Source organism: Salipiger thiooxidans, from assembly GCF_900102075.1.
In the GTDB taxonomy this organism is placed as follows: domain Bacteria; phylum Pseudomonadota; class Alphaproteobacteria; order Rhodobacterales; family Rhodobacteraceae; genus Salipiger; species Salipiger thiooxidans.
Map to the genome: position 1 here is coordinate 342,825 of NZ_FNAV01000003.1, position 16,986 is coordinate 359,810.

The window sequence follows — 16,986 nt, forward strand, 5'->3', positions numbered from 1 at the left end:
TGAATGAGCGATAACGACGGCAAAAAGACTCTGGGCGTGCGTGGTGGTGGTCCCCGTTCGGGTTCCGTGAAGCAGAGCTTCAGCCATGGCCGCACCAAGAATGTCGTGGTCGAAACCAAGCGCAAGCGGGTTGTCGTGCCGAAGCCCGGCGCCGGCGGCGCCAAGGGTGGCAGCGCGCCCGGAGGCATGGGCGGCAAGCGCCCGGCCGGGATTTCCGATGCCGAGATGGAGCGCCGCCTGAAGGCGCTGCAGGCCGCGAAGGCCCGCGAGGTCGTGGAAGCCGCGCAGCGCGAGGCCGAGGAAAAGGCCCGCGCCGAAGAGCGTGAGCGTCTCCGGGCCGAGAAGGAACAGAAAGAGCGCGATCAGCGCGAAGCCGAAGAGCGCGCCCGCGCCAAGGCCGAGGAAGAAGAGCGCAAGGTTCGCGAAGCCGCCGAGGCCGCGAAGAAGGCCGAAGCTGTCGCTGCCGCTCCGAAGTCCGCCGATCCCGCCGCGGCCCGCGCGGGTGGTGCCGCTGCAGGCGCTGCCCCGGCCGCAGGCGCTGCCGGTGCCGCCAAGCCGGCCGCGGGCCAGCCGCAGCAGATGCGCAAGGCCGAGCGCGAGCGCGAAGAGCGTGGCCGTTCGACCCGTGGTCGCGACGATGGCAACCGCCGTGCCGGCAAGCTGACGCTGAATCAGGCGCTCGGTGGCGAAGGTGGACGTCAGAAGTCCATGGCCGCCATGAAGCGCAAGCAGGAGCGTGCGCGCCAGAAGGCAATGGGCGGAGCCCAGAGCCGCGAGAAGGTCGTGCGCGACGTGCAGCTGCCCGAGGCGATCACCGTCGCCGAACTGGCGAACCGCATGGCAGAGCGCGTGGCGGACGTGGTCAAGTCACTGATGCAGAGCGGCATCATGGCGACCCAGAACCAGTCCATCGACGCCGATACCGCGGAACTGATCATCGAGGAATTCGGCCACCGCGTCACCCGCGTCTCGGACGCGGACGTGGAGGACGTGATCAAGACGGCGGACGACAAGCCGGAAGATCTCAGGCCGCGTCCCCCGGTCATCACGATCATGGGTCACGTCGACCACGGCAAGACCTCGCTGCTCGACCGGATCCGTCAGGCCAACGTGACCGCAGGCGAAGCCGGCGGCATCACCCAGCACATCGGCGCCTACCAGGTGCAGACCAAGGGTGGCGATATCCTGACCTTCCTCGACACGCCCGGCCACGCGGCCTTCACCTCGATGCGCTCGCGTGGCGCGCAGGTGACGGACATCGTGGTGCTGGTGGTTGCGGCGGATGACGCGGTGATGCCGCAGACCGTCGAGGCCATCAACCACGCCAAGGCGGCCGGCGTTCCGATGATCGTGGCAATCAACAAGATCGACAAGCCGTCGGCCAACCCGACCAAGGTGCGCACCGACCTGCTCCAGCACGAAGTCGTGGTGGAACAGATGTCCGGTGACGTGCAGGACGTCGAGGTGTCGGCCCACACCGGGCAGGGTCTCGACGAACTGCTGGAAGCCATCGCGCTTCAGGCCGAACTGCTTGAACTGAAAGCCAACCCCGACCGCGCCGCCGAAGGTGCCGTGATCGAGGCGCAGCTCGACGTCGGCCGTGGCCCGGTTGCGACGGTCCTGGTGCAGAACGGTACCCTGAAGCAGGGCGACATCTTCGTCGTGGGCGAGCAGTACGGCAAGGTCCGCGCGCTCATCAACGACAAGGGCGAGCGCGTTGCCGAAGCCGGTCCGTCGGTTCCGGTCGAAGTGCTCGGCCTCAACGGCACGCCCGAGGCTGGTGACGTTCTCAACGTCACCTCGACCGAGGCGCAGGCTCGCGAGATCGCCGAGTACCGCGCACATGCCGCGAAGGAGAAGCGCGCCGCCGCAGGCGCCGCGACGACCCTGGAACAGCTGATGAAGAAGGCCAAGGACGACGAGAACGTCTCCGAGCTGCCGGTGGTCGTGAAGGCCGACGTGCAGGGCTCGGCCGAGGCCATCGTCCAGGCGCTCGAGAAGGTCGGCAACGACGAGGTCCGCGTGCGGGTGATCCACTACGGTGTGGGCGCCATCACCGAGACCGACATCGGCCTTGCCGAAGCCTCGGGCTGCCCGGTCATCGGCTTCAACGTCCGTGCCAACGCGCCGGCGCGCAACAGCGCCAACCAGAAGGGCGTGGAGATCCGCTACTATTCGGTGATCTACGACCTGGTCGACGACGTGCGTGCAGCGGCCTCGGGCCTGCTGTCGAACGAGATCCGCGAGAACTTCATCGGCTACGCCGAGATCAAGGAAGTCTTCAAGGTCTCCAATGTCGGCAAGGTTGCGGGCTGTCTCGTCACCGAGGGTGTGGCCCGTCGTTCCGCCGGCGTCCGCCTGCTGCGCGACAACGTGGTGATCCACGAGGGCACCCTGAAGACGCTGAAGCGCTTCAAGGACGAGGTCGCCGAGGTCCAGTCGGGCCAGGAATGCGGCATGGCTTTCGAGAACTACGAAGATGTCCGTCCGCAGGACGTCATCGAGATCTTCGAGCGCGAGGAGATCGCGCGCACGCTCTGATCGACCCGATCGGAGACAGATCGAAGGCGGCGCCATTGGCGCCGCCTTTTTCGTTTCCGTGAAACTGTGATGCAGGCGGGATGGGGTGGCCCAAAGGCAAACAGGCCCGGGCGAGGTGCCCGAGCCTGTTGCTTAGCTGGAAGTCCGAAGTTTTGCGCGCAATATCAGGCGGCGACCGGAGTTCCGGTAAAGACCTGAGTACCAACACGAACGGCGATACGACCGTCGGGCAGTTTCTTTTCGAAGATGCCCTGCACGGAAACGCAGGTGCCTAGAATGATCGTACGAAGCATTGCATGGGTTCCCGATTTGGGTGTTACAAATATATGAATACGACACAATCGTTAACGGAACCAGAAGAAAGCGCACGATTAGTGCTTAAGGACTAAGCGAGGCTCCGTCTCTTGCGGAAATCCGCCTGCTGCGACGCAGAAAGTTCTGGACAAATTCGGAACGACTAGAGCCAGTCGCGCAGGATCGGGATCAGGGGAATGTCGGCGGGCGGCATTGGGTAGTCGCGCAGATCCGCGGCCCGGACCCACTTCAGCGCCTGGCCCTCGCGTGATTGCGGTGTGCCCTGCCATTTGCGGCAGGCGAAGAGCGGCATCAGCAGGTGGAAGCTCTCGTAGGCGTGCGAGGCGAAGGTGAGTGGCGCGAGGCAGCTCTCCCACGTGTCGATGCCCAGCTCTTCCTGAAGTTCGCGGATCAGCGCTGCCTCGGGCGATTCGCCGGGCTCGATCTTTCCGCCCGGGAATTCCCAGAGGCCCGCCATCGACTTGCCCTCGGGGCGCTGTGCAAGCAGCACGCGGCCGTCGGGGTCGATCAGGGCGACGGCGGAGACGAGGACGATCTTCGACATGGGGCAGCTCTGGCGTCGGCGGAGGGTGCGAGGGGCCAGCCCCTCGCGCTCCCCGGAGTTTAGGGGCAAGATGAAGGGCGGATCAGGACCGGTAGTCGGCGTTGATCGAGATGTAGCCGTGGGTCAGGTCGCAAGTCCAGACGGTGGCCTTGCCCTCGCCGAGGCCGATGTCGACGTTGATCGCGATCTCGGGTTTCTTCATCAGCGCGGCGCCGTCCTCTTCCTTGTAGGAGGGGGCGACCCACCCGTTTTCGGCCACGAGCACGTCACCGAAGCGGATGCTCAGGGCGTCGCGGTCGGCGGCGGCGCCGGACTTGCCGACGGCCATGACGACGCGGCCCCAGTTCGGGTCCTCGCCGGCGATGGCGGTCTTGACCAGCGGCGAGTTGGCGATGGCGAGCGCGTGGGTGCGGGCGTCGGCGTCGTCGCGGGCGCCGGTGACGTTCACGGTGACGAACTTGGTAGCGCCCTCGCCATCCTTCACAACCTGGTGCGCGAGATCGAGGAAGACGGTCTCGAGCGCTTCGGAAAAGGCGGTGTCGGCGGTGGTAACCGCGACGCCGGAGGCGCCGGTGGCACCCATCAGCAGCGTGTCGGAGGTCGAGGTGTCGCTGTCGACGGTGATGCAGTTGAAGCTGCGGTCATTGATCTCGGAGACCAGTGCCTGCAGGTCGCCGCGGCTGATCTTCGCGTCGGTGAAGATGTAGACCAGCATCGTCGCCATGTCGGGGGCGATCATGCCCGAGCCCTTGGCGAATCCCGCGATCTTCACCTCGCCGCCTGGCAGCGAGACGGTGGCGCAGGCGCCCTTCGGAAAGGTGTCGGTTGTCATGATGGCGCGTGCCGCCTCGGAGCCCTTGCCGGGGTCCAGCGCCGCGACGAGGTCGCCGACCTTGGCGATGATGCGGTCATGGGGCAGGCGCTCGCCGATCACGCCGGTGGAGCTGGTGAAGACGCGGGTGGCGGGCAGTCCGGTGGCCGTGGCCACGGCCTCGCAGATCGCTGCCACCGAGCCGTCGCCGGCCTTGCCGGTGAAGGCGTTGGAGTTGCCCGAGTTCACGATGATCGCGGCGCCGTCGTCGCTGTCCGAGCCGATCTTGGCCTGGCAGTCGAGCACATTGGCGGAGCGCGTCGCGGAGCGGGTGAAGACCCCGGCCACAACCGAGCCGGGGTCGAGGAGGGTCAGCATCACATCCGTTCGTCCGGCGTATCGGACCCCGGCCGCGACCGAGGCGAAGCGGACGCCGTCGATCACCGGAAGATCCGGGAACGCGGCAGGGGCGAGGGGTGAAACGGACGTGATCTTGGCCACTTATTCCTCCAGGAGCTGCATGTTGGACAGCACCGAGGTGTCGATGTCGGCCTTGTCCGTGCGGGTGACTTCGGCTGCGCCGAGCTTTTCGTCAATATAATTCTGCACCGCTTCCTGCTGCAGCTTCAGCTCGATGTCGGCGCGGACCTCCTCGAGTTGCGGCGCTTCCTTGTTGCGCTCGTCGTTGAGCTTGATGACGTGCCAGCCGAACTGGGTCTGCACCGGGGCCGAGATATCGCCCACGGACATCTGCTCGACGGCGGCCTGGAAGGGCTCGACCATCATGCCCGGGCCGAACCAGCCGAGCTCGCCGCCGTTGGGGCCCGAGGGGCCGGTCGACTTGGTCTTGGCGAGCTCCGCGAAGTCGGCGCCGCCGTTCAGTTCCTCGATCAGGGCCTGCGCCTCTTCCTCGGTCTCGACGAGGATGTGTGAGGCGTTGAACTCCTTGCCGAGCTCGGCAGTGGCGTATTCCGCGTCGTAAGCGGCCTGCACGGCCTCGTCGCTCACGGCATCGTTTGCGATGGACTGAACCACCTCGGCGGCCAGCAGCGAGCGGCGCTCGTTGTCGAGCGAAAGGGTCACGCGCTTGGTCTCCTCGGCGCGGTCGTCCTGCGCGAGCACGGTCTGCTGCACGATCTGGTCGAGAATGCCGTCCCAGAGGACTTCGTCGCCAAGTTGCTGATACTGCTCGGGAAGCTGGGCGCGGATCACCAGCATGTGGCCGAGTGTGATGTCCTGTCCGTTGACCGTGGCGACGACCGAGTCGAGGTCCATCTCCTCCGCCTGAGCGGGCAGCGCCAGCGTGAAGGCGAGGGCGGCCGCGGTCAGTGTGGTGAGCGTTCTACGCATGTCGTTAGGTCCTTTCCCGGTCCCTGGGTTGGCCGCCCGGGGCAGGCGGCGTTGACAGTATCCGGCCCTGCGCTTACATCGCCATATGGCTCTGCAAGGCCGGTCGTTCCCCTGTGTCATATGGGCTGTGTGCGAGGCGGGCAAGCGGATGCCACCGCAAGAACACGGTTTTGTCAGACAGGAAGCAGGCCAGGAATGCTGGGTATCGGAACTATCGCGCGGAAGGTTTTCGGAACCCCGAACGACCGCAAGATCAAGGCGACGCGCCCGCTGGTCGACAAGATCAACGCGCTCGAGCCGGAGTTCGAAAAGCTCGATGACGCCGGGCTGATCGCCAAGACCGAGGAGTTCCGCAAGCGCATCGCCGACGGCGAGAGCCTGGACCACATCCTCCCCGAGGCCTTCGCCAACTGCCGCGAGGGCGCACGCCGGGCCATCGGCCTGCGTGCCTTTGACGTGCAGCTGATGGGCGGCATCTTCCTCCACCAGGGCAACATCTCGGAGATGAAGACCGGTGAGGGCAAGACGCTGGTCGCCACCTTCCCGGCCTACCTCAACGCGCTGACCGGCAAGGGCGTGCACATCGTCACCGTCAACGACTACCTCGCCCGCCGCGACGCCGAGTGGATGAGCAAGGTCTACGGTGCGCTGGGGCTGACCACTGGCGTGGTCTACCCGCAGCAGCCCGAGGACGAGAAGCGCACCGCCTACGCCGCCGACATCACCTACGCGACGAACAACGAGCTGGGCTTCGACTACCTGCGCGACAACATGAAGTCCGAGCTCAGCCAGATGATGCAGCGCGAGCATTACTTCGCCGTCGTCGACGAAGTGGACTCGATCCTCGTCGACGAGGCGCGGACGCCGCTGATCATCTCGGGCCCGAGCCAGGACCGTTCCGAGCTCTACATCGCCATCGACAAGATCATCCCCGAGCTGGCGGATGATGCCTACACGATGGACGAGAAGACCCGCAACGTGACCTTCACCGAGGAAGGCAACGAGGCGCTGGAAGAGCTGCTGCACGCCCGGGGCATCCTGCCCGAGGGCCAGACGCTCTACGATCCGGAAAGCACCACGGTCGTCCACCACGTGAACCAGGGCCTGCGCGCCCACAAGCTCTACAGCCGCGACAAGGACTACATCGTCCGCGACGGCAACGTGGTGCTGATCGACGAGTTCACCGGCCGGATGATGGTCGGCCGCCGTCTCTCCGACGGTCTGCACCAGGCCATCGAAGCCAAGGAAGGCTGCCAGATCCAGCCCGAGAACGTGACCCTCGCGCAGGTGACCTTCCAGAACTACTTCCGTCTCTACGAGAAACTCGGCGGCATGACCGGCACCGCGGCCACCGAGGCCGAGGAATTCATGGAGATCTACGGGCTGGGCGTGGTCGAGGTTCCGACCAACCGTCCCATCGCCCGCCAGGATGACGACGACCAGGTCTTCCGCACGGCGCGCGAGAAGTACGACGCCATCGTCGAAGAGATCAAGATTGCCCACGAGAAGGGCCAGCCGGTCCTCGTCGGCACCACCTCGATCGAGAAATCCGAGCTGCTGTCGCAGCTGCTGACCCGCGCCGGGCTCAAGCACAACGTGCTGAACGCCCGCCAGCACGAGCAGGAGGCGCAGATCGTCGCCGACGCCGGCAAGCTGGGCGCGGTGACCATCGCCACGAACATGGCCGGCCGCGGCACCGACATCAAGCTGGGCGGCAACGTCGAGTTCAAGATCATGCAGGCCATCGAGGCCGACCCGGAAGCCGATCCCGAGGCGATCCGCGCGCGGATCGAAGAGGGCCACGCCCAGGACGAGGCCGCGGTGAAGGCGGCCGGCGGCCTCTTCGTGCTGGCCACCGAGCGTCACGAGAGCCGTCGCATCGACAACCAGCTTCGCGGCCGTTCCGGCCGTCAGGGCGACCCGGGCCGCAGCTCGTTCTACCTCTCGCTCGAGGATGACCTGATGCGCATCTTCGGCTCCGAGCGTCTCGACCGGATGCTCTCGAAGCTGGGGATGAAAGAGGGCGAGGCCATCGTACACCCCTGGGTGAACAAGTCGCTCGAGCGCGCGCAGGCCAAGGTCGAGGGGCGCAACTTCGACATCCGCAAGCAGCTGCTCAAGTTCGACGACGTGATGAACGACCAGCGGAAGGTGATCTTCGCCCAGCGGCGCGAGATCATGGAAGCCGAGGACGTGTCGGAGATCACCGAGGACATGCGCCACGAGGTCGTCGACGAACTGGTCGACACCTACATCCCGCCCAAGACCTACGCCGACCAGTGGAACACCGAAGGCCTCTACGCCGCCGCCATCGAGAAGCTGGGCGTCGACGCGCCGGTGATGAAGTGGGGCGATGAAGAGGGCGTTGACGCCGAGATCATCCGCGAGCGTCTCGAAGAGGCATCGGACAAGATGATCGCCGACAAGGCCGCCGCCTTCGGTCCCGCCACCATGCGCCAGATCGAGAAGCAGGTGCTGCTGCAGACCATCGATACCAAGTGGCGCGAGCACCTGCTGACGCTCGAGCACCTGCGCTCGGTGGTGGGCTTCCGCGGCTACGCGCAGCGCGACCCGCTGAACGAGTACAAGACCGAGGCGTTCCAGCTCTTCGAGAGCATGCTCGAATCGCTCCGCGAGACGGTGACCGAGCAGCTCTCGCGCATTCGTCCGATCACCGAGGACGAGCAGCGCGCGATGTTCCAGCAGCTCGCCCAGCAACAGGCCGCCCTGCGCCAGCAGGCCGAGGCCGCGCAGCCCGCGACCGCGCCGACGCCGGTTCCGGCCGCGGCCGACACAGGGGCCGAGGCGGGCGGCGTGGCGCTTGCGCCACTGGTCGAAGGCTTCGACGAATCCAATCCGGACACCTGGGGCTCGCCCAGCCGAAACGATGCCTGCCCCTGTGGCTCGGGCAAGAAGTTCAAGCACTGCCATGGTCGGCTGAGCTGACCGCAAGATCCGGGATCAAGGGGCGCTTCGGCGCCCCTTTCTGTCAGAATGACTCCCCGTAACCGCCGCAACAAAGCCGCTTTTCCTTGCGAGATTGTTTACCAACAAGGAATGTGGACCGTGAGCGGAGGCCTGGATGGAGCGTCTCAAGACATATCTTCTTGGAGTGGTGACTGCCTGTGCGGCGCTGGCCATCGGCTTCGTCATGGAGCATGGCGCCACGACGCAACCCGTCCTGAGCGCCGAGGCCGCGCCGCTGGTGGTCAGTGGGATCACCGAGACCTCCTCCGCCGTCGCGCCACGCCTTCCCGCCACCAGAGCCGCCTACCGGGTTCCGGCGCCGCTGTCCCTCGCCTCGCTCCGGACCGTGCCCGCGGCTGACAGCGCCGCCTCGCTGCAGGCGGCTGCGGCCTCGCCCGACTGCATGGTCACCGCGCGTGCCAAGGTCGAGCTCGGCGCCATGGTGGCGCTCGAGGTCATGGCGCCCTGCTACCGCTCCGAGCGCGTCGCCATCCATCACCAGGGCATGATGTTCACCGAGATCACCCGCCCCGACGGCAGCCTGCGTGTGAGCGTCCCGGCGCTGGCGGAAAGCGCGCTCTTCATCGTCTCCTTCGGCAACGGCGACGGCGCCATCGCCCGCGCCGAGGTCCCCGTCCTGCCCTATTACGACCGCGTCGTTTTGCAGGGGCAGGGGGGCAGCGGGCTCGGCCTGCACGCGCTCGAGTTCGGCGCGGGCTACCGCGACGAGGGCCACGTCTGGTCGGAACGCACCGGCGACGTCGAGCGCGCCGCGCAGGGCGATGGCGGCTTCCTGACCCGGCTCGGCAACAGCCTCGTGCCCGGTGCTCTGGTGGCCGAGGTCTACAGCTTCCCCACCGGCGGCGCCAAGCGCGAGGGCAGCGTGGCGCTCTCGGTCGAGGCCGAGGTCACCGCCGGGAACTGCGGCACCACGGTCGAGGCCCAGATGCTCGATCGCCGGGGCTCGGGGCGGCTCGGCGTAAACGATCTGTCGCTCGACATGCCGGCCTGTGACGGCGCCGTCGGAGATTTTCTGGTGTTGAATAATCTGGTCGAAGACCTGAAGATTGCCGCGAGGTAGACAGGGGCAACCGGGGTCTTTCATGCAGGCGTTTCGTGCGGCGGTCTTCGCCGCACTTTTCATTACGGGCACACCGCTTCTGGCGCAGGACATCACCCTGCGCTCGCGCGATGGCGGGATCGAGCTGAACGGCACTCTGCTGGGCTTCGACGGTGAGTTCTATCGGGTCGAAACCCGCTACGGCGAGCTCACCGTGGACAGCTCCGGCGTGCTCTGCGACGGTGTGGGCTGCCCCTCGCTGACCGATTTCGTGGCCGAGATGCGGGTCTCGGGTTCTGCCACCATCGGCGACGTGCTGATGCCCGCGCTGATCGAGGGCTTCGCGCTGCGCAACGGGCTCGAGGCCGAGCGTCTGCAGCTGGGCGACACCGGCTTCCGCTACGAGCTCACCGATCCCGCCGAGGACCGCGTGGTCGGGCGCTTCGACTTCCGCATCAGCAGCACCGACGCGGGCTTCGCGGACCTGCTCGCCGACGAGGCCGACATCGTCATGGCCCTGCGCGAGATCCGCGACAACGAGGAAGCGCTGGCCAGCGAGGCCGGGCTCGGAGACCTCTCGCATCCCAACCGCAGCCGGGTGCTGGCGCTCGACGCGATGATCCCGGTGGTCGCGGCGAACAACCCGGTCAACGCGCTTTCACTTTCGGACCTCGCGCGAATCCTGTCGGGGCGGCTCAGCAACTGGCGCGAGCTCGGCGGGCCCGACGCGCCGGTGGTCCTGCACCTGCGCAACGCCGAATCCGGGCTGTCGCAGGGGATCGAGGACCGGCTGCTGCGCCCTTCGGGGCTCGAGCTCGACGGCGAGATCATCCGCCACGCGGGCAATGCGGCGCTGGCCGAGGCGGTGGCCGGAGATCCCTTCGGCATCGGCCTCGCGAGTTACTCCGAGATCGGCAACACCAAGCCGCTCTACATCACCGGCAGCTGCGGCTTCCAGCTGCGCGGGCGGCGCGCCGAAATCAAGACCGAGGATTACCCTCTGACCGCGCCGATGTTCCTCTACCTGCCCGCGCGGCGTCTGCCGGCGCTGGCGCGGGACTTCCTCGCCTTCACCCGCAGCGCCCCGGCGCAGATCGTCATCCGCCGGGCGGGGTTCGTGGATCAGGCGCCCGAAGAGCTGGCGCTGAACCTGCAGGGCGACCGGCTGGCCAATGCCATCGCGGTGGCCGAGGGCGAAGGCGGGCTGGCGCTGCTGCAGCACATGGTGACGGCGCTGGCGCCAATGCGGCGGCTCACCACCTCGTTCCGCTTCGAGCCCGGCTCGGTGCGGCTCGACGCGCAGTCGCGCTCGAACGTGCAGCAGCTGGCGCGCTCGCTCGAGGCGGGCGAGTACGACGGCCGCGAACTGGTCTTCGTGGGCTTCTCGGACGGGCAGGGGGATGCGGACGCCAACCTCGAGATCGCCCGCAAACGCGCCGACGCGGTGCGCACGGCGGTGGAGCAGGCGGCCGAGGCTGCCGACCTTGACCGCATCGGCATGGCGACCGAGGCCTTCGGTGAGGCCATGCCGATGGCCTGCGACGACACGGTCTGGGGCCGGCAGGTCAACCGCCGCGTCGAGGTCTGGGTGAACTGATCCGCCTGCGCGCCCGGGCTACAGCAGCCCGGCGCTGCGGAAGCTCAGCTCGCGGGATTTCCCGATCACGAGGTGGTCGTGCAGGGTGATCCCCAGCGCATCCGCCGCGACCTGGATCTGCGCCGTCATGTCGATGTCCGCCTGGCTTGGCGTGGGATCCCCAGAGGGATGGTTGTGCACGAGGATCAGCGCCGAGGCATTGAGCTCGAGCGCGCGCTTGACCACCTCGCGCGGGTAGACGGGCACGTGGTCCACGGTGCCCCGCGCCTGCGGTTCGTCGGCGATGAGCACGTTCTTTCGGTCGAGGAACAGGACGCGGAACTGCTCGGTGTCGCGGTGGGCCATGGCGGTCTGGCAATACTCGAGCAGCGCGTCCCACGAGGTGACCACCTGCTTCTGCAACACGCGCGAGCGGGCAAGCCTGTGCGCGGCAGCCTCGACGATCTTGAGCTCGGTCACCACGGCGTCGCCGACCCCGGCGGTCTCGTGCAGGCGGGTGGCCGGTGCCGAAAGCACTCCGTTGAAATCGCCGAAACGCTCGAGCAGCGCGCGGGCGAGCGGCTTCACGTCGCGTCGGGGGATGGCGCGGAAGAGCACGAGTTCCAGCAGCTCGTAATCCGGCAGCGCATCGGGGCCGCCTATGAGGAAGCGCTCGCGCAGCCGGGCGCGGTGGTCGCGGATGTAGGAGGGAAGCTGCCTCTCTCCGCGGGCAGGCAGCACCGGCGCCTCGTCGTGATCGAAGAGTGCGGCCTGGGAATCGGAGAAATGCGGGGCACGTTTCATGCCGCCAGATTGACGCGGGCTGGTTAGCGAAGGGTTAAAAGCAGAAAGGCCGCGCCGAAGCGCGGCCTTTCGGATGTGCGCGTTGGATGGGGCCCGTGATTTCACCAAACCCTCTCCCCGGAGAGTTTGCCCGCGCCAGAGGCGCGGGTACGTGAAATCACCCCTTCATCGAATCCCAGAAGTTCTTCACCGATGAGAAGAAGCTGTGCGATTCCGGATTGTTGTCCTCGGACAGCTCCTCGAACTCGCGCAGGAGTTCCTTCTGGCGCGAGGTCAGGTTCACCGGGGTCTCGACCGCGAGTTCGATGAACATGTCCCCCGCAGCACCGCCGCGCAGGGCGGGCATGCCCTTGCTGCGCAGGCGCATCTGGCGGCCGGACTGGCTGCCGGAGGGGATCTTCACCCGGCTGCGGCCGCCGTCGATGGTCGGGACCTCGATGTCGCCGCCAAGTGCTGCCGTGGTCATCGACACCGGCACGCGGCAATGCAGCTCGACGCCTTCACGCTCGAAGATCTCGTGCGGCTTGACCTCGATGAAGATGTAGAGGTCGCCCGGAGGCCCGCCCCGCATCCCGGCCTCGCCCTCGCCGGCAAGCCGGATCCGGGTGCCGGTCTCGACGCCTGCGGGGATGTTGACCGAGAGCGCGCGTTCCTTCTGGACGCGGCCCTGACCGCCACACTTGGCGCAGGGGTTCTTGATGATCTGGCCGAGCCCGGAACAGGTCGGGCAGGTGCGCTCGACCGTGAAGAAGCCCTGCGTGGCGCGGACCTTGCCCATGCCGGAGCAGGTCGGACAGGTCACCGGCTCGGCGCCGCCCTCGGCTCCGGATCCGTTGCATTCGCCACACTGCACCGAAGTCGGCACGTTGATGGTCTTCTGAAGGCCGTTGTAGGCCTCTTCCAGCGTCACGCGCAGATTGTAGCGCAGGTCGGCCCCGCGCGCGGCGCGCTGGCGCCCGCCACCCTGACGGCCGCCCATGAAGTCGCCGAAGAGGTCGTCGAAGACGTCGGAGAAGGCCGAGGCGAAATCGCCCTGGCCGCCCTGGAAGCCGCCGCCGGGACGCCCGCCGCCACCACCGCCCATGCCACCTTCGAAGGCTGCATGGCCGAAGCGGTCGTAGGCGGCCTTCTTGTCGGCGTCCTTCAGGACGTCGTAGGCCTCGTTGATTTCCTTGAACTGTGCCTCGGCATCGGGGTTGTCCGCGTTACGGTCGGGGTGAAGTTCCTTCGCCTTCTTGCGATAGCCCTTCTTGATCTCTTCCGCGGAGGCCCCTTTCGCGACGCCGAGCAGGTCGTAATAGTCACGTTTGGACATCTATGTCCTCCTCTCGCCCGGAACGGGAAGGGGCCGGCCCGGCATCCGGACCGGCCCCCGATCTGTTCCGAGGCTTTGCTCAGCCACGCTTGTCGTTGCCAAGATCCTCGAAATCGGCGTCGACGATGTCATCATCCTGCGACGAGGACCCGGCGTTGGCGGAGGCCTCGGGATCGTCCGACCCCTCGGCCGAGTCGGCCTGCGCCTTGTAGATCGCCTCGCCCAGACGCATGGCCGCTTCGGTCACGTTCTGGATGCCGGCCTTGATCTTCTCGGCGGCGACGCCGTCCTTCTCGAGATCGTCCTTGAGCGCGGAGATCGCCAGCTCGATGGCCTCGATGGTCGACGGGTCGACCTTGTCGCCGTGCTCCTCGATCGACTTCTCGGTCGAGTGGATGAGGCTTTCCGCCTGGTTGCGGGCCTCGACGAGCTCGCGGCGCTCCTTGTCCTTCTCGGCGTTCTCTTCGGCTTCCTTGACCATCTTCTCGATGTCATCGTCCGACAGACCGCCAGAGGCCTGGATGGTGATCTTCTGCTCCTTGTTCGTGCCCTTGTCCTTGGCGGACACGGAGACGATGCCGTTGGCGTCGATGTCGAAGGTCACCTCGATCTGCGGCAGGCCGCGGGGGGCCGGCGGGATCTGCTCGAGGTTGAACTGGCCGAGCAGCTTGTTGTCGGCAGCCATCTCGCGCTCGCCCTGGAAGACGCGGATCGTCACGGCCGACTGGTTGTCCTCGGCGGTGGAGAAGATCTGCGACTTCTTGGTCGGGATCGTGGTGTTGCGGTCGATCAGGCGGGTGAACACGCCACCCAGCGTCTCGATGCCGAGCGACAGCGGGGTCACGTCGAGAAGGACCACGTCCTTCACGTCACCCTGCAGGACGCCGGCCTGGATCGCGGCGCCCATGGCGACCACTTCATCCGGGTTCACGCCCTTGTGCGGCTCCTTGCCGAAGAACTTGGTCACCTCTTCCATGACCTTCGGCATGCGCGTCTGACCGCCCACGAGCACGACCTCGTCGATCTCTTCCTTCGAGATGCCGGCGTCCTTGAGAGCGGCGGCACAGGGCTTGAGCGAGTTCTTGATCAGGTCGCCCACGAGGCTTTCCAGCTTGGCACGGGTCAGCTTCATGACCATGTGCAGCGGCTGGCCGCCCGAGCCCATCGAGATGAACGGCTGGTTGATCTCGGTCTGGCTCGACGAGGACAGTTCGATCTTGGCCTTTTCCGCCGCCTCTTTCAGGCGCTGCAGGGCCATCTTGTCCTTGGTCAGGTCGACCTGGTGCTCTTTCTTGAACTCGTCGGCGAGGTAGTTGACGATCCGCATGTCGAAGTCTTCACCGCCGAGGAACGTGTCGCCGTTGGTGGATTTCACTTCGAAGAGGCCGTCGTCGATCTCGAGGATGGTGACGTCGAAGGTACCGCCGCCAAGGTCGTAGACCGCGATGGTCTTCGATTCCTTCTTGTCGAGACCGTAGGCCAGCGCGGCGGCCGTCGGCTCGTTGATGATGCGCAGCACTTCGAGACCGGCGATCTTGCCGGCGTCCTTGGTGGCCTGACGCTGGGCGTCGTTGAAGTAGGCCGGGACGGTGATGACCGCCTGGGTCACTTCCTCGCCGAGGTAGGATTCGGCGGTTTCCTTCATCTTGCCGAGGATGAAGGCCGAGATCTGGCTCGGGGAGTACCTCTCGCCCTTGGCCTCGACCCATGCGTCACCGTTGCCGCCGTCGACGATCTTGTAGGGGACGATCTTCTGGTCCTTCGTCACTTCCGCATCGGTGGTGCGGCGGCCGATCAGGCGCTTGACGGCGAAGATAGTGGCTTCGGGGTTGGTCACGGCCTGCCGCTTCGCGGGCTGGCCGACAAGGCGCTCGTCGTCGGCGAATGCGACGATCGAGGGGGTGGTGCGTGCACCTTCGGAGTTCTCGATGACCCGGGCCTGGCTGCCGTCCATGATGGCGACGCACGAGTTGGTGGTGCCGAGGTCGATACCGATCACTTTACCCATGTTTCGATCCCTTTCTGAATTCAAGGCGATGACGCGAGGTACTCGGACCCGATTACGGCATCAGAGCCCCGCTGTTTGATCTGCCGTCTGGCCGGGGCCTCGCGGCTTCGGGAGGTATATAAGGAGGGCGTTTCACCCCTGCAAGCGCCGCTCTTTGCCAGTTTCGCGGGAATCTCGGTATTTTCTTTGCGTCACATGAAGGGATGCGAAAGAAAGAGGCCATGACAGAGACCTTCGAGCGACGCGGATTCCGGATCCATGCGGGCTTTCTCGACCGTGCCGCGCAGGAAACGCTGGTGGCGCGGCTGCGCGACTGCCTGCGGATCGCGCCGCTGTACCAGCCGGTGACGCCGCGCGGGCAGAAGATGTCGGTGCGCATGTCCGCGGCCGGACGCTTTGGCTGGGTCACCGACCGCCGCGGTTACCGCTACGAGCCGCGCCACCCCGACGGCATGGACTGGCCGCCGATTCCCGACGAGGTGCTGGCGATCTGGGAGGCGGTCTCGGGCTGCGCGCGGGCGCCGGAATGCTGCCTGATCAACTGGTACGGCGAAGGCGCGCGCATGGGCCTGCACCAGGACCGCGACGAGGCGGATTTCTCCTGCCCGGTGGTCTCGGTGTCGCTGGGAGACGAGGGGCTCTTCCGCATGGGCAACACCGAGCGCGGCGGCAGCACCGAGTCGGTCTGGCTGCGCTCGGGCGACGTCGTGGTGATGGGCGGCGAGGCACGGCTGCGGCACCACGGGGTCGACCGCATCCGCTTCGGCTCGTCGACGCTGCTGCCGCAGGGCGGACGGATCAACCTGACCTTGCGGGTGGTGAGCTGATCTTGGGGGCTGATCTGTTTTGTGGTGGGCTGAACCGGGGGGAGGCGGGGCGCTGACCTTCGGGCCATGCGCCCGGTGGCGAGCTCGGATGCCTCCGGCGGGAGTTTATCCGGCAAGATGAAGGGCGGGGGTCCGCCCTTGCCGTGGCGTCTCAGGGCGTTGGATGTGTCTGGTCCGGCTGGTCCGGCTGGTGCGGATCACTGCGGTTCGAGGCTGCAGCATCCCGAGACCGCCCGGCTGAGCGCGCCGGTCAGCACCACGGTGCCGCTCAGCCCCCAGAGACCGTCCGACATCCCGTCCGAGCATTCCGCGTCCTTCTGCATCACGAGCACGCCCTGCTGGTCCGGGCCGCCCGCGATGGAGACGAAGGGCTCGAAGCGGGCGTCGGCGTGGCGGAACGGGCCGGCGAGCATGGTGGCGACCTCGTCGTCGATGGCCAACCACGTGGCGTCGCCGCCGGGGGTGACATGGTAGCTCCAGAACGGCTCGGTCCCGAAGCAGGTCACCTCGGCGGCGTCGGGCATGGCGCTGCCCTCTTGCGGCGCGAGGAAGGAGAGCGAGGCCCAGCCGGTTCCCTCGCCGATGTTGACCCGGCCCCAGCTGCCGTCGTCGTCGGAGGCGGTCACCTCGACGTTCTGCTGGTTCGGGGCAAGCGCGCCGATGACGTCGGCCGCGGCGTCCGGGGCGGTGCGCACGTTCAGCACGTCCCCCGCCGCGACCCCGGTCACGTCGTAGAGCGCGGGAAACTCCTGGGCGAAGAGCGGCTGCGACAGCGCAAGGCCGCAGGCGAGCGAAAGCGCAAGGCGTGACATGGGCAATCCCTTTTCGGTCAATCTCTGGCGGCAGGATAGCAGCGATGCCGGGCGCA

Annotated in this window: 13 protein-coding genes; 5 read left to right on the forward strand and 8 right to left on the reverse strand. The window is 66.9% G+C overall.

The window, feature by feature from the left end:
* Nucleotides 1-3 precede the first annotated feature (3 nt).
* Nucleotides 4-2,541: a translation initiation factor IF-2 gene (gene infB / locus BLQ77_RS05995; protein ID WP_089956651.1), complete on the forward strand. Its 2,538-nt coding sequence runs from the start codon at nt 4-6 to the stop codon at nt 2,539-2,541.
* A 164-nt stretch (nt 2,542-2,705) separates the two neighbouring features.
* Here infB and BLQ77_RS29615 read toward each other — a convergent pair whose 3' ends face one another.
* The 4 genes from BLQ77_RS29615 to BLQ77_RS06015 form a co-directional block, all read right to left on the reverse strand.
* The gene (locus BLQ77_RS29615; protein WP_085954141.1) at nt 2,706-2,834 is read right to left on the reverse strand and encodes a hypothetical protein; all 129 of its coding nucleotides are present in this window, start codon (nt 2,832-2,834) and stop codon (nt 2,706-2,708) included.
* A 164-nt stretch (nt 2,835-2,998) separates the two neighbouring features.
* Nucleotides 2,999-3,400: an 8-oxo-dGTP diphosphatase MutT gene (mutT, locus tag BLQ77_RS06005; RefSeq protein WP_008886516.1), complete on the reverse strand. Its 402-nt coding sequence runs from the start codon at nt 3,398-3,400 to the stop codon at nt 2,999-3,001.
* A gap of 82 nt (nt 3,401-3,482) precedes the next feature.
* Nucleotides 3,483-4,712 (reverse strand): bifunctional glutamate N-acetyltransferase/amino-acid acetyltransferase ArgJ, encoded by a 1,230-nt coding sequence (argJ, locus tag BLQ77_RS06010; RefSeq protein WP_089956654.1) that lies wholly within the window; start codon nt 4,710-4,712, stop codon nt 3,483-3,485.
* On the reverse strand, nt 4,713-5,561 hold the full coding sequence (locus BLQ77_RS06015) for a peptidylprolyl isomerase (RefSeq protein ID WP_089956657.1): 849 nt from the start codon (nt 5,559-5,561) through the stop codon (nt 4,713-4,715).
* Between the two features lie 195 nt (nt 5,562-5,756).
* On the opposite strand from BLQ77_RS06015, the gene secA reads away from it, so the two are divergent.
* From secA to BLQ77_RS06030, 3 genes are all read left to right on the forward strand, one after another.
* On the forward strand, nt 5,757-8,507 hold the full coding sequence (gene secA / locus BLQ77_RS06020; protein ID WP_089956661.1) for a preprotein translocase subunit SecA: 2,751 nt from the start codon (nt 5,757-5,759) through the stop codon (nt 8,505-8,507).
* Nucleotides 8,508-8,643: 136 nt separating this feature from the next.
* Nucleotides 8,644-9,609, forward strand: a complete 966-nt coding sequence (locus BLQ77_RS06025) for a translocase (RefSeq protein WP_089956665.1) — start codon at nt 8,644-8,646, stop codon at nt 9,607-9,609.
* Between the two features lie 22 nt (nt 9,610-9,631).
* Nucleotides 9,632-11,185 carry a phosphate ABC transporter substrate-binding/OmpA family protein gene (locus BLQ77_RS06030; protein ID WP_089956669.1) on the forward strand — a complete coding sequence of 518 codons (1,554 nt, stop codon included), beginning with the start codon at nt 9,632-9,634 and terminating at the stop codon, nt 11,183-11,185.
* Between the two features lie 18 nt (nt 11,186-11,203).
* Here the strand turns inward: BLQ77_RS06030 and radC are convergent, their stop codons facing one another.
* The 3 genes from radC to dnaK form a co-directional block, all read right to left on the reverse strand.
* Nucleotides 11,204-11,968, reverse strand: a complete 765-nt coding sequence (radC, locus tag BLQ77_RS06035; RefSeq protein ID WP_089956673.1) for a RadC family protein — start codon at nt 11,966-11,968, stop codon at nt 11,204-11,206.
* 157 nt (nt 11,969-12,125) lie between these two features.
* Nucleotides 12,126-13,283, reverse strand: coding sequence for a molecular chaperone DnaJ (gene dnaJ / locus BLQ77_RS06040; protein ID WP_008886942.1), 1,158 nt, complete (start codon nt 13,281-13,283; stop codon nt 12,126-12,128).
* A gap of 79 nt (nt 13,284-13,362) precedes the next feature.
* Nucleotides 13,363-15,291, reverse strand: coding sequence for a molecular chaperone DnaK (gene dnaK, locus BLQ77_RS06045; protein ID WP_008887209.1), 1,929 nt, complete (start codon nt 15,289-15,291; stop codon nt 13,363-13,365).
* Between the two features lie 221 nt (nt 15,292-15,512).
* Between dnaK and BLQ77_RS06050 the strand changes: the two genes are divergently transcribed.
* Nucleotides 15,513-16,118 (forward strand): alpha-ketoglutarate-dependent dioxygenase AlkB family protein, encoded by a 606-nt coding sequence (locus BLQ77_RS06050; RefSeq protein ID WP_242661636.1) that lies wholly within the window; start codon nt 15,513-15,515, stop codon nt 16,116-16,118.
* Nucleotides 16,119-16,315: 197 nt separating this feature from the next.
* Here BLQ77_RS06050 and BLQ77_RS06055 read toward each other — a convergent pair whose 3' ends face one another.
* Entirely contained in the window at nt 16,316-16,930 is a 615-nt protein-coding gene (locus BLQ77_RS06055; protein WP_089956680.1) for an SH3 domain-containing protein, read from the reverse strand.
* Nucleotides 16,931-16,986: the final 56 nt, after the last annotated feature.